The 13167-nt window shown below is 68.7% G+C and carries 10 protein-coding genes; 5 read left to right on the top strand and 5 right to left on the bottom strand.

The features are described 5' to 3' along the window. Nucleotides 1-27: 27 nt before the first annotated feature. Nucleotides 28-1149, top strand: coding sequence for a CapA family protein (locus DMP23_RS26235; protein WP_443111287.1), 1122 nt, complete (start codon nucleotides 28-30; stop codon nucleotides 1147-1149). A gap of 13 nt (nucleotides 1150-1162) precedes the next feature. Here DMP23_RS26235 and DMP23_RS26230 read toward each other — a convergent pair whose 3' ends face one another. Further along, nucleotides 1163-2308: an MFS transporter gene (locus DMP23_RS26230; protein ID WP_337822822.1), complete on the bottom strand. Its 1146-nt coding sequence runs from the start codon at nucleotides 2306-2308 to the stop codon at nucleotides 1163-1165. 125 nt (nucleotides 2309-2433) lie between these two features. Further along, on the bottom strand, nucleotides 2434-3456 hold the full coding sequence (locus tag DMP23_RS26225; RefSeq protein WP_134663228.1) for a family 2 encapsulin nanocompartment cargo protein polyprenyl transferase: 1023 nt from the start codon (nucleotides 3454-3456) through the stop codon (nucleotides 2434-2436). Nucleotides 3457-3971: 515 nt separating this feature from the next. Between DMP23_RS26225 and DMP23_RS26220 the strand changes: the two genes are divergently transcribed. The 3 genes from DMP23_RS26220 to DMP23_RS26210 all read left to right on the top strand — a co-directional run bounded on the left by DMP23_RS26220 (nucleotide 3972) and on the right by DMP23_RS26210 (nucleotide 7650). Continuing rightward, a complete protein-coding gene (locus tag DMP23_RS26220) occupies nucleotides 3972-4733 on the top strand; it encodes a bestrophin-like domain (protein ID WP_337822821.1) in 762 nt (253 codons plus the stop codon). 3 nt (nucleotides 4734-4736) lie between these two features. After that, nucleotides 4737-5999, top strand: coding sequence for a DUF6923 family protein (locus DMP23_RS26215; protein ID WP_337822820.1), 1263 nt, complete (start codon nucleotides 4737-4739; stop codon nucleotides 5997-5999). Between the two features lie 91 nt (nucleotides 6000-6090). Further along, complete coding sequence (locus DMP23_RS26210; protein WP_337822819.1) at nucleotides 6091-7650, top strand: esterase-like activity of phytase family protein; 1560 nt, start codon at nucleotides 6091-6093, stop codon at nucleotides 7648-7650. A 6-nt stretch (nucleotides 7651-7656) separates the two neighbouring features. Here the strand turns inward: DMP23_RS26210 and DMP23_RS26205 are convergent, their stop codons facing one another. Continuing rightward, the gene (locus DMP23_RS26205) at nucleotides 7657-8670 is read right to left on the bottom strand and encodes an autoinducer 2 ABC transporter substrate-binding protein (RefSeq protein ID WP_337822818.1); all 1014 of its coding nucleotides are present in this window, start codon (nucleotides 8668-8670) and stop codon (nucleotides 7657-7659) included. Nucleotides 8671-8892: 222 nt separating this feature from the next. Between DMP23_RS26205 and DMP23_RS26200 the strand changes: the two genes are divergently transcribed. Beyond that, nucleotides 8893-9351, top strand: a complete 459-nt coding sequence (locus tag DMP23_RS26200; RefSeq protein WP_037811965.1) for a DUF4396 domain-containing protein — start codon at nucleotides 8893-8895, stop codon at nucleotides 9349-9351. A gap of 3 nt (nucleotides 9352-9354) precedes the next feature. Here the strand turns inward: DMP23_RS26200 and DMP23_RS26195 are convergent, their stop codons facing one another. Together DMP23_RS26195 and DMP23_RS26190 are read right to left on the bottom strand one after the other, a co-directional pair. Then, a complete protein-coding gene (locus DMP23_RS26195; RefSeq protein ID WP_337822817.1) occupies nucleotides 9355-10143 on the bottom strand; it encodes a hypothetical protein in 789 nt (262 codons plus the stop codon). Between the two features lie 52 nt (nucleotides 10144-10195). Next, nucleotides 10196-13072, bottom strand: a complete 2877-nt coding sequence (locus DMP23_RS26190; protein WP_337822816.1) for an AfsR/SARP family transcriptional regulator — start codon at nucleotides 13070-13072, stop codon at nucleotides 10196-10198. Nucleotides 13073-13167: the final 95 nt, after the last annotated feature.

The following is a 13167-nucleotide window of genomic DNA, read 5'->3' as shown; positions in this document are numbered from 1 at the left end:
GATGTGCCGGGCAGTCGGGCAAAGGGGATGATCATGACGAACATGCGCCGCGCCGCCGCCCTCGCCGGGGTCGCGCTGATGCTGACGGCGTGTGGGAGCGAAGCCGCCCCGCAACGGCCCTCGGCCGGACCGTCGTCGGCGGCGGCCGCATCGCCGGACTCGTTCACCGTCGTGGCGACCGGGGATGTGCTGATCCACCCGCGGCTCACCGAGCAGGCCGAGGCGGACGGCGGCGGGAAGATCGACTACCGGCAGCTGTTCGCCGGGGTCAAACCGCTGGTGTCCGGCGCGGATGTGGGGATCTGCCACCTCGAAACGCCGCTCGCGCCGGAAGGCGGGCCGTACAGCGGGTATCCGTCGTTCAGCGCGCCGCCGGAGATCGCGGACGCGTTGAAGGACACCGGGTACGACACCTGCTCCACCGCGTCGAACCACACGCTCGACCAGGGCGCGGCGGGTGTTCAGCGGACGCTGGACAAGCTCGACCAGACCGGGCTGAAGCATACCGGGTCCGCGCGTTCGGCCGAGGAGGCGGGGAAACCGCTGATCCTGGACGTGCACGGGGTGAAGGTCGCGCAGCTATCGTATTCGTTCGGGTTCAACGGGATCAAGCGGCCGGCTGGGAAACCGTGGCTGGCCAACGAAATCGACCCCGACGAGATCCTTTCCGCGGCGCGCGAGGCGAAGGCGGCCGGGGCGGAGGTCGTGATCGCGAGCCTGCATTGGGGCGTCGAATATCAGCACGACGTGACTGCTGAGCAGAAGCAGTTGGCGCAGAAGCTGACGGCGTCGCCGGATCTCGACCTGATCGTCGGGCATCACGCGCATGTGGTGCAGCCGTTCCAGAAGGTCGGCGGCAAGTGGGTGGCGTTCGGGCTCGGCAACGAGGTCGCGCGGCACGACGAACCTCGCGGATCCACCGAGGAAGGGGTCGCGGCCCGGTTCCGGTTCAGCCGGACGGGCGGGAAGTGGACGGTGGACAAGGCCGAGTACGTGCCGACGCTGATCGACCTCGGGCCGCCGATCCGGTTGCGGGACCTGACGACCGCGCCGCCGACGGAGCGCGGGAAGGAAGCGCTCGGGAACACCGACCAGGTGGTGCTTTCCCGGGGTGCCGGGGATGACGGGTTGAACCGACCGGGGCGGTGACCGGTCCGCGGCTTCAGGCGGCCGACGGCACGGGTGCTTTCAAGAACAACACCAGGCCGCCGGTGATGGTGCCAGCCATCACCAGTAAGCCCAGCGCGTCGAATCCGGACCAGGTCAGCAGCGCCCCACCCAGCGCGGCTCCCAAGAGGTACCCGGTTTGAGTAATCGCGGTCCTCGCGGTCATCATCGCGTCTGTTCGAGTCGGTTCGACCTGTGTGCCGATAAAACTGGCGACGGGGGTGCGAACTCCGCAGAACGCCGACATGACGCAAAACAGGACGGCTAGCAGTGCGGCGGGAAGAGGGAGTAAAAAGAGCGCTCCTCCCGTTATCGACATGCCTGCGGAGGAAGTGATGATGGCTGCTTTCGCGCTCGTTCTGGAGAGAAGGTTCTTGACGCGGCTGGAGATGATGAAGAACATGCTGGCACCGAGACCCAGGCAGACGCCTGCGAGGGTTTCCGGCAGCTGACCTCGTTGGATCAAAAGCGGGCCGACGAAAGTCATGGTGGCCGTCCAGGCGGTGTAGGCGGCCAGTTCGGCGAGAATCCACATTCGAGCTGGCTTCGCGGCCAGCAGTTGCCATACTGTTGATCTTTCGCTCTGGCTTTGCGTCTTGGTTGGGGGTACGTATCGTGCGCACCACATGGCGGTCAGGGCAAATCCTGCTGGCAGCAAGAAGGAAAACCGCCAGCTGAGCGTCTGGGCGAACAGTCCGGAAAGCGGGTTGATCGCTACCCAGGCCAGTGAGTTTGCCGCTGCCACGAGGCCGAGTGTCCGAACGGGGGACTCAGCGGCAGCGGCACCCGAGAACGAGGCGGAAAGAAGAAACGACACCGCCAAACCAACGATGAGATGTGCTAGCCAGAAAATCCACAGCGACGCGGAAAGTCCTACGACGAGGCAAGCGGCAAGCGAGAGCAAGCCGCCTGTTTGAATTGCTCGCCGTACTCCGATCTTGCTCAACCTCGGGCTGAGCCAGAAAGACGAGACAACTGCCGCGACGGCCGCTACTGCGCGAGCTTGGCTCACCGTGCCTACTGACGCGTGGAACGATTCGGCTATGCGAACCATTGCTGGTGCCAGAACAACCATGAGAGATTGCGACGCCATCGAGGCAAGCATGAGTCCGGCAATGCGACGCGACTCGAGATTGGCCACTGGCGAACCCTACCGCAGGCGAGGCCTTATCCGCCGCGTCTCAGCGGCCTGCGGCGGCTCGGTATGAGCTCCGAGCGGCAACCCTGGTGAAAGGGTGTCTGCCCGGATGCTGCGGTTTGCTCCCTTCAGTGGTCCCGGCGGGTGATGAGCTGGGCGATCGCGGTCAGTTCGGCCGTCGCGCGGGCGGCTGGGTGGGCGGCGGTGAGGGCGGTCAACGCGTCGGTGAGCAGTTCGTCTGCTTGGGCGTGGCTCCAGGAGCGGCCACCGGCTTCGTCGATCAGGGCAGCGGCTTTCGCGAGGCAGTCGTCCGGCAGCGGCTGTCGGTACAGCATTGCCAGTTCCTGTCCGGCTGACGTGCCTGACGTGAGCGCAGCGACCACGGGGAGGGATTTCTTGCGGCTGCGCAGGTCCGAGTAAACCGGCTTTCCGGTGACTGCCGGGTCGCCCCAGATGCCGAGGAGGTCGTCGACGTGCTGGAAGGCCAGGCCTAGTGATCGGCCGAAACGGCTGAAACGTTCGACGTGTTCGCCGCGGCCTCCGACTACCAGCACGCCGAGGGTGCAGGCCGCGCTCAGCAGGGCTGCCGTTTTGCCTTGGGCCATTCGGACGCATTCCGCCACTTCGACGTTCGTTCGCTGCTCGAACGCCAGGTCTTCGTGCTGGCCGTGCAGCAGGTCCAGCACCGCGGTGCTCAGCAGGCGGGCGGCGGCTGGGCCGTCCGCGGACAGGACGTCGAAGGCCAGTGCGAGCAGGGAATCTCCGGCCAGCACGGCTTGTCCGGTGCCGAACACGGTCCACGCGGTGGGGCGGTGCCGCCGGGTGCGGTCGCCGTCCATGACGTCGTCGTGCAGCAGCGAGAAATTGTGGGCCAGTTCGACGGCCACCGCGGCGGGGATCGCGTCTTCCGGGTCTCCGCCGCAGGCTTCCGCGCACAGGAGCACCAGCGCCGGGCGCAGGGCTTTGCCGCCGGAGGCGCTCGTGGCCGTTCCGGTTTCGTCCCACCAGCCGAGGTGGTAGCCGGCGATCCGGCGCATCGACCCGGGCAGCCGGTCGACCGCCGCCCGCATCGCCGGTTCCCAGCGGCCCCGGCTCCAGTCCAGCACCTCGGCCACGGAGCGGGCCCCGGTGCGCGCGTCCACCGTCGTCATCGTTCTTCCGCTTCCGGACGCCGCGCGGCGGCCACAGTGGACAGTGCGGAGGGGCTCGGGACGATCACTGCGAAACCACCTAACGTCGAAAACGCCGGAACACGGCGGAGCGGTGTTTTCCGGGAGAGGAATGCGAATGGTAAGCGGCGCCGTGCATCAACTTAGCAAGAAGGATGACCTCGATAATCACTCGATCGGGTAGGCGCGTTCGATTCACCTGTTTGCCGAAGCTCCTTTTCGGACATTGCCGGTGCTGTTGTCCGGCCGACAACGAGAAGCGCGTCACGGTGGGTCTGCTGCCGTAACCCGGTCGAGTGCGCGCCAGCGGTATCCGAGGCGTTTCCCTTGCCGAGCAAGAGCAATCGAGGGAACGCGTACCCGGCCCGCTGCTCCGATCCGGCGAACCGCGCGGGCGGTGGACGGCCACCCGGCTGAATCGCGGGTGGCGCCGTTGTCCGTTCCGGAATCGGCTGGATAGCGTCGGCCAGCGTATTCACCCGCGCGAAAGGAACCGGATGAACGTCTACGTGACCGGGGTGTTCTGGGTCGTCGGCGCGGCGATCGCGGCGGCGGTGATCGGCTATCTCGTCCGGCGCTTCGGCTGGGACGAGGGCCGCCGCGACAACAACGACGCCGCGGGCCAGGTGTTCACCATCGTCGGCGGGCTGCACGCGGTGCTGGTCGCGTTCGTGCTGATCTCGCTCTTCGACGCCGTCACGGCCACGCGCGAGGGTTCCTACACCGAGGCGGAGGGCCTGGTCGCCGCCACCTGGTCGGCCGAGGCGCTGCCCGGCGACTCCGGCGAGCAGGTGCGGCGCCTGGCCATCGCGTACGCGACGACGGTGTCGAAACAGGAATGGCCCCGGCTCATCGACAACGGACCAGTCCCGGACACCGGCTGGACGCAGCTCGACCAGATGCGCCGCGTCGTCGCCAACGCGCAAGCCAGCGACGACTGGACGAACGACCGGAAGAAAGACGCCGCCGCCCAGCTCTGGCAGGTGTACCAGGCCCGGCAGACCCGGCTCACCGGCGCGGAAACCGACGGCGTCGGCTCGGTCATGTGGTTCGCGCTCATCCTCGGCAGCGTCATCTCGATCCTGCTGCCCAACCTCTTCGGCGGCACGCGGATGGCCGCGCACCTGGTGATCGTGTCGACGCTGGCCGGCACGATCGTGCTGTTGTTGTACGCGATCTTCCAGCTGCAGAACCCATACGCCGGCGGCGCGAACGTGCATCCGGACGCGTTCACCTCGGCGATCTCGCGGCTCGGCTGACCGGTGCGAGGTTCCCGGTACCTGACTGTGGCGGCGACCGCGGCCGCGGTCGCCGGGCTGCTCGTCGCGTCGGGGTGGCTCGCTCCGGCTCGCCAGCGCGCGGCCGCGACGTCCTGCCGGATGCTCCAGGTCGAAAGCCGCGACGGGCAGTCGTCCGACATCGTGCGGTTGACCTTGCCCTCCGGTGCGCGACATCTGTTGCACCACAGTCCCTTCGCGCTGAATGCCATCGCGTATTCGGCGGCGCAGGACGTGACGTATGGCGTCGCCGACGGGCGCTTCCGCGACGGCTGGCACGCGGTGCGGATCGACTCCGACGGCGAGTTGACCGACCTCGGCGGGGTCGGCCGTGACACGCACCACGGAGTATGGAGCTGGGTGACTGGCGCGACGGCCGGGGCGATGTCCGGCAACTCCTGGTACGTGAAGCGGGCGACCAGTCTGTACACAGTGGACGTCGACCCGCACAGTTCCGGTTATCTCACCGCGACTGGGCCGGTGTTGCTGCATCCGTGGTGGCTCGCGTCCGGAGTGGACGATTTCGCGTACAACTCCGAAGACGGCCTGCTGTATGGGGTTTCGTCCACAGGGGAGGGCGCGGTGGTCACGGTGAATCCGGTGACCGGGAAGGTCGCGAAGGTGCCGGGGGAGCGGTTTCCGGAGGCGACTTACGGTGCGGTCGTGTTCGGGCCGGACCGCAAGCTTTACGCGACCGCGAACTGGGTCGACGGGCGGAGTGTCACGTACCGGCTGGACGGCGGATCCGCGGTCGAGGTGAGCACTGGGCCGCCGATGGTCATGTCCGACGGTGCCGGGTGTTTGGCAGAACCCCCGCCGCCACCGCCTCCGCCGCCACCGCCTCCGCCTCCGTCGTCCTCGGCCCCGCCGACGACCTCGTCCACGCCGACGCCACCACCACCCTCGACGTCGTCTCCATCCCCGACGCCATCGACCTCGGCGAGCCCCACGCCGTCGTCCACTCCACCGTCCCCACCGTTCTCATCGTCACCGCCACCCATCACGCCGAATCCGGTCACCCCCACCCCGTCCCGGCAACCGCCGGACGCGATCATCCCGCCCATCCCGATGCCGCAGCCCCCGGCGCCGTCGCGCGCCGCCCCGGTGAAGGCCATCCCGAAACTGCCCGAGAAACGCGCGGCGAGAGCACACGACAACGTCAAGAAGCAGCGGCGTTGGGGCATCACCGCGGTCCTGCTGATCGTCGGAGGAGGTGCGGTAGCGGCTCGAGCACGGCGCGCTCGTTAACGCGGCAGTCGTCTCGATGACGGACGCTGTCCAACTCGGCCGTCAAGACTCCCCCAGGCGTCGAAACGACGCCAGAGGAGGAGAAAGCCGAATGAAAAGCGTGAAGATCGGGTTGGTCGCGCTGGTGCTGCCGCTGGCCGCCGCGGGACCGGCCGAGGCCAAGGGCCGTCCGGACGACCATTACCGGGTGCGGGCCGGGCACACGCTGCAGGTGCGCGGCGACGCGCAGCGCGACGGTGCGGTGGTGCGGCACACCGATCCCGGGCACGGCGCGCTGACCATCGGCCCGGACGGGTCGTTCCGCTACACGCCCGCCGCCGGGTTCACCGGACACGACACGTTCACCTACACGGTGAGCGACGCGGTCCGGCTGTATCCGACGGACTTGCCGCCGCTCGGCACTGTCGGCGGCGTCAAGATCACCGGCGGCGGATACGGGTCCGCGCTCACCCCGGTGCCGGGTTCGCGGGACGAGTTCTACGGGCTCACCGACCGCGGCCCGAACGTCGACGCGCCGGACGGGTCCAAAGTGGAGCCGCTGCCGTCGTTCACGCCCGCCATCGGCAAGTTCCGGCTCAAGGGCGGGAAAGCTGTGCTGGAGCGGAACATTCCACTGCGCGCGGCCGACGGATCGCCGTACAACGGCCAGGTCAACACCCTGGCGAACACCGGCGAGACCATCGTGGACCGCGACGGCGCGAAACTGCCCGCGTCGCCGAACGGTTACGACTCCGAAGGGCTCGTCGCGCAACGCGACGGGACGTTCTGGGTGTCGGACGAGTACGGCCCGTTCATCACGCACTTCCGCGCGGACGGCCGGGCGATCGAGCGGCTCTCTCCGTTCGACGGGTCGCTGCCGAAGGAACTCAAGAACCGCGTGCCGAACAAGGGCATGGAGGGGCTCGCGCTCACTCCGGACGGCCGGACGCTCGTCGGCATCATGCAGTCCGCGCTGCAGCAGCCGGATCTCACGAAGAAGCCCAGCAAGGTTCCCGCGCTGCGGATCGTGACGGTCGACCTGAAGACCCGCGCCACGCACGAGTACGCCTACCTGCTCGACAACCCGGACGAGACCGGCACCGCGGTCTCCGAGATCACCGCGCTGTCGGCGACCCGGTTTCTCGTGGACGAGCGCGACGGCAAGGCTGAGCCCGGCGCGTACAAGAGGCTGTTCGAGATCGACCTGAGCAAGGCGACCGACCTTGGACCGGTGGCGAAGGTGCCGGGCGCGACCTACGACGCGGCGAAGGGCGGGCTGCTGGTTGACGGCGGCAAGAGCATCGAGGCGTACGTCGGCAAGGCCAGTACCGCGGAGGCTCAGGATGCGCTGGCGAAGGTCGGGGTGACTCCCGCGGCGAAGAAGCTGTTCCTCGACGTCGGCGGCCTGGTGACCGGGCTCGACCCGAGGGGCGGTTTCTTCGGGCACGACAAGGTCGAAGGCGTCGCGACGACCGACGGCGGCCGCACCGTGGTGATCAGCAACGACAGCGACTTCGGCATTGACGGCGTCGCGAACTCGGCGGCTCCCTACACCCTGCACGCCAAGACGCAGCCGAACGGCCGTCAGGACGACGGCGAGTACCTGAAGGTGGACATGACGAAGCTGCCGGCGCGGACGCGCACGTTGACCGTGACCATTGACGTGCGCTGAGGACCGTCAGTACTTGAACTGATCCACGTTGTTCTGCGTGATCAGCAGGGGATCGCCGAGCAGGACCGTCTGGGTGGCCGCGTCGTAGCGCACCGCGGGGAGCTCCGGGCTCACGTTGTTCTTGGGCCGGAGCGGGGCGCCGGTCGCGAGCTGCTCGGCGGTCCAGGCGGTGAGGTAGCCGAGGGATTCGACGTTCCACAGCACCGTCATGGAGCAGGAACCGTCGACCAGGTACGGCTTCATCGTCTGCGGCGTGCCCGTGCCGACGGTGAAGACCTGGCCGATCCTCTGCTGATCACGCACCGCTCGCGCGATGCCGGGCGTCGCCGTGGTGCATTGGCCGATCATGCCGGTGAGCTTCGGATGCCGGTTGAGGATCTCCTTCGCAAGCTTTGTGGCGGTGGTGGTGTCCTCGTCGGCGTACACCGTCTCGACCAGCTTCGCCTGCGGATAGCGTTGCGCCGCATACGTTTTCTCGGCTTCGATCCACGAGTTGAGGTTCGCTGCGGCGCGCCCGCACGAGACGATGGCGTACTCGCCAGTGCCGCCGGTTTTCTTCATCAGCGAGTCGACCAGCGCCGAACCGATGCCGTCGGCCGTCGTCTGGTTCACGAAGACCTCGCGCTGGGAGCCGGCGGCGTCGGTGTCGGTGGTGAGCACGTGAATGCCCTTCGCGCGCGCCTCCGCGATCGTCGGGGCCAGCTGCGCCGGATCGTTCGGGGCGACCGCGATGACGTCCACGCGTTCGGCGATGAGCTGGCGCAGGATCGCCGTCTGCGCGGCCGGATCGACTGACGCCGGGGCGCGGAGGAGCCACTTCGCGCCGAGCCGGTTGGCGGCCGCCATGCCGCCGGCGTTCATCGCGTCGAAGTACGGGATGCCGCCGATTTTCGGCACGAAGGCGATTTTCGCCTGCTCCGGGGGCGAGTCCGACAGAACCGGCGAGCAACTGGCCGCCATCGCCGCCGCGGTCGCCACGAGCGCCGCACCCAGCACGAGCGTTTTGGTCCGCCCTCGCATCCCCCACCGTTCCCCGGCTATGTGACCTGGCAGCCGAAGGTAGGGCCAGTGACGGCAGGGGGTCAACCGAACGCGACCAAACGGTTACGCAAGCGAGTTCAACCGCCGGACGGCGCAGCCTCGCCTCCGCCCGTCGGCTGGTTGGCGCGGCGGTGCCGGGCGACAGTCATCACATCGGGCGACCTTGCGTTCTTGATACCCCCAAGGGGTATAGTCGCCAGCATGAACGAACACCAGCACGGAGCGTCTTGGTCCACCGCCGCCCAGGCGACGCTGCACTGCCTCACCGGTTGTGCCATCGGCGAAGTGCTCGGCATGGTTCTCGGCACCGCGCTCGGCCTGCACAACGCGGCCACTGTGGTGCTGTCCATCGTGCTGGCGTTCGTCTTCGGCTACGCGCTCACCATGCGCGGCGTGCTCAAGTCGGGCCTTGCGCTCGGTGCCGCCTTCAAGGTCGCGCTCGCCGCCGACACGGTGTCGATCGCGGTCATGGAGGTCATCGACAACACCGTGGTCGTGGCGATCCCGGGCGCGATGGACGCGGGATTGTCGAGCGGCTTGTTCTGGCTGTCGCTGGCGTTGTCGCTCGCGATCGCTTTCGTGGTCACGGTTCCGGTCAACAAGTGGATGATCGGCCGCGGTCGCGGGCACGCCGTCGTGCATGCCCACCACCAGCACTGAGCCTCAGCAGGACGGCACGGCCGCGTCGGCTCGGAGGTAAGCCCCGGACACATAGTGCCCGGGGCCGATCCGGTTCCAGCGCGTGGTTCCGTCCACCGGATCGCCTTGCACGGAACACTCGATCGGCACCTGCGCGGAGTCGGCGGCCAAGCCGGCCGAGGGCGCGTCGTTGCTCGCGGACGTGCGCACGACCAGCGGGGCGCCGCCGGTCACCACGCCGGTGGCCGGAGCGCTGCCGGTCCACAGGAAAGTGACGTCCACGTAGCTGCTGCCTTTGAGGCCGAGACCGTCCCAGAACGTGCCGTCGGCCAGGTCGAGACCGGCTGGATTGCGCACGGTGCGGCCGCGTTCGTCCTTGCCGCCGTTGAACCCGTCTTGGTACGCCGCTTGCGCTTCCGGCACGCCTTGCGGCAGCGAACCGAACGTCGCGCGCCGGTCGGCGGGGTTCCAGTAATCGTCGTGTTCGTTCCACGGCCCGACATCCCACACCGGCGCGTACTCGCAGCGGGTGCCGTCGGTGCGGCAGACCCGGACGGTGAAAGTCCCCCTTCCCTTCGAGGACACCGTTTTCGTGGACGGGAGCGCGACGAAATGGTCCCGTTCCGTGATCCGGTGCCCGCTCGAAGTGGTGCCACCGACGAGTCCTTCTCGGGTCGCGTAGAGGCGGTAGGTCAGCGGTCTTTCCAGCGCTCTCCTGCCGTGCTTGGGTTTGGCGCCAGCGGGAGCCGGAGTCGACAAAGCGATAACCGCCACTGCGAGAAGGACGTGACCGGCCGCTTTCCTGGTGTTCATCTGCGCATCGTGGCCCGGCGCGCGGGTTTGGCCGCGCAACCGGGCCCGCGCGTCAGGCGGACACGATCCGGTGCGGTCCGGTCTTGCGGGGCTGGTCGTCGACCGGGGTGCCGGCGGATAGTTCGCGGCGGATGGCCCGGGCGCGTTCGGCGTAGCTGCGGGACCGTTCCGGCTGGCTGAGCGCGGAGTGAAGTTCGCCGAGGAGCTGGGACACCTCGGCCTCGGACCGGCGGTCGCCGTTGCGGCGGTGCACGCTCAGCGAGTTCACCAGCAGCAGTTGCGCGTGCGCGAGATCGCCGCTGTACAGGCACAGTGCGCCCAGGTTCTGGTTCGCGTAGCCGACACAGTGGTCGTCGCCGAGATCGGTGAACACGGCGATGGCGCGCGTGACGTGTTCGCGGGCTTCGGCGAGGTTGCCCTCGCGCTGGTTCAGGAGCCCGAGCCGTTGCAGCGCATGGGCTTCCCGGTGCCGGTCGCCGATTTCGCAGGACAGCTCGAGCGCGTCGGTGTACCAGCGGCGCGCGGTCGCGTAGCACTTGCGCGCGACCCAGATCGATCCGATCGCGATCCGGATCACCGCTTCGCCGTGCGGATCGCCCGCCTCGCCGAACAGCCGGAGCGCTTCGTGGCACGGTTCGAGCGCGCGGTCGGTTTTGCCTTGCATCCGCAGTACGGTGCCGAGACCGGCGTACGCCTCGCCGAGCCCTTGCTGGTCGCCGATCCGTTGGTACAGCTCGCGTGCTGCCTCGAAGGCGACCATCGCGTCCGCGTCGTTGTCTTGGTACAGCAGGACTTGGCCGAGGTTGCGCTGAACGACTGCCTCGCCGCGGATCGCGCCCGCCCGGCGTGCCGCTTCCAGTGCGATCAGGTGAGTGGCGTGCCAGTCGTCTTGGTGGCCGCGGAGGTCGAAGTACGGCGTGAGGGCCACGGTGAGCCGCCAGGTCAGGTCGTCGAACCCGCGTTCGGCGGCAAGCGCGACGGCGGCGACGCAGGTGGCGCGTTCGGCGGCGAACCAGGCGGCGGGGTCGGTCAGCAGACGGTCGGCTTCCGGCGGCAGGGCCAGGTCGGTGTCGTCGTGGTACTGGCCGAAGAAGTGGATCGGCATGCGTTCGGCGGCTTCTACTGCCAGCGCAAGGTATCCCTCGAGCACGCGGCCGATCGCGGCGCGGGTTTCGCCGGGCTCGGCCAGTTCCGCGGCGTAGACGCGCAGGAGGTCGTGCAGCCGGTAGCGCGGCTGTCCCGCGACGTCGGTGGCGACTAGCTCCACGAGGTGGGCGTCGACGAGCACGTCGAGGACGTCGTCCGCGGACGGGCGGCTCAGGACCGCGGCGACTGCCCAGGCGGGGAATTGCACGGGGCCCAGTGCGCCCAGGCGACGGAAGGCTGCGGCGGCGGACATCGGCAGGAGGTCGTAGCTCAGGGTCACGCTCGCCCGGACGGCCAGATCGCCGACGCGCAGCTCGTCCAGGCGGCGGTGCTCGTCGTGGAGGCGGTCGGCGAGGATGCGCAACGACCAGGTGGGCCGGTGGGTGAGTTTGGCTCCGGCTACCCGGATCGCCAGGGGCAGATGTCCGCATTGGCGCAGGATCGCCGCGGCGTCTTCGGGTTCGGCGGCTACTCGTTCGTGGCCGACGATGCCTTCCAGCAGCCGCGCGGCTTCCGGCTCGGGCAGGAGGTCGACGTCCACCGGGACCGCGCCGGCGAGGTCGGGCAGGCGGATCCGGCTGGTGACCAGTACGGCGGACGCGCCCGCGCCGGGGAGCAGCGGGCGTACCTGGGCGGCGCTGCCCGCGTCGTCGAGGACGATGCACATCCGGCGGCCGGCGAGCTGGGAACGCAGGAGCGCGGCGCGTTCGGCCAGGTCCCGGGGGAGGCCGGAGTCGGGAATGCCCAGGGCGCGCAGGAGTTCGGCAAGGACGCTCATGGGCGAGCGCGGCGACGACGAGGTTCCGGCGAGGTCCACATGCAACTGTCCATCCGGGAAAACGGTGCGGACGGCGTGCGCTACCCGTACGGCGATTGAGGATTTGCCGATGCCTGGTGCGCCGGAGAGGACGACGATCGTGGGGCGTTCCGCTTCGGCGTGGTGGCGGAGTTTCGCGACCAGGTGCTCGATGACTTCGCCGCGGCCGGTGAAATCGGGCAGATCCAAGGGGAGTTGGCAGATCGGCGGGATTTTGGCGCAGGGGACTTCGAGGGTGGTGCGGAGTTCGCGGAGTGCGGCGCCGGGGCTCGCGGACAGTTCGTCGGCGAGGGTTTGTTCGACCAGTTCGTACGCTTCCGCGGCTTCGGTGGTGCGGCCTGAGTCGCGCAGGGCGGTGATGAGGTGGTGCCAGAGTTCTTCGCGCAGCGGGTGCTCGGTGACGAGGGCGCGGAGTTCGGCGATGACTTCGTTGTGGCGGCCCAGATCCAGGCGGGCGCGCAGGCGTTGTTCCTGCACTGCCAGGCGCAGTTCGTCCAGGCGGGCGACGGTGGGTCCCCAGGTGGGGTCGTGGGGGAGGCCTTCCAGTACTTCGCCGCGCCAGAGGGAGTGGGCTTGGTCCAGCAGGGCCAGTGCGGTTTCCGGGTCGTCTTGGGATTCCCAGGCTTGGGTGGCCAAGCGGGTGAAGACGAGGTGGTCGAGTTCGTCTTCTTCGACGGTGAGGAGGTAGCCCGACGCTCGGCTGGTGATGCGGTCGGCGAGGTCGGGGGAGGTTTCCGCCAGGCGTCTGCGCAGGGAGTGGACGTAGGTGCGGATGTTGGCGGCCGCGGAGCGGGGGGCGGTGGTCGGCCAGAGGACTTCGACCAGGGCTTCGGTGGACACGACGATGTTGGGCTGGAGGGCCAGCGCGGCCAGCAGCAGACGGGGCTTCGGGCCGCCCAGCGGTACGGCCCGGCCCTCGGCGACGACCTCCAACGGCCCCAGGATCCGGAAGGTCAGCGAAATCAATTTACCCGCCTTGGCGGCAAGGTCCCCATGGTCGGCATGCTAGGAGCGTTTGGGGCGGTTGCCTAGATCCACTGGGGGAGGAATACCCCATATGG

The organism is Amycolatopsis sp. A1MSW2902 (assembly GCF_017312175.1).
Classification (GTDB): domain Bacteria; phylum Actinomycetota; class Actinomycetes; order Mycobacteriales; family Pseudonocardiaceae; genus Amycolatopsis; species Amycolatopsis nivea.
Note: the sequence above shows the minus strand (reverse complement) of the source record. Positions and strands in the feature narration are given on the sequence as shown.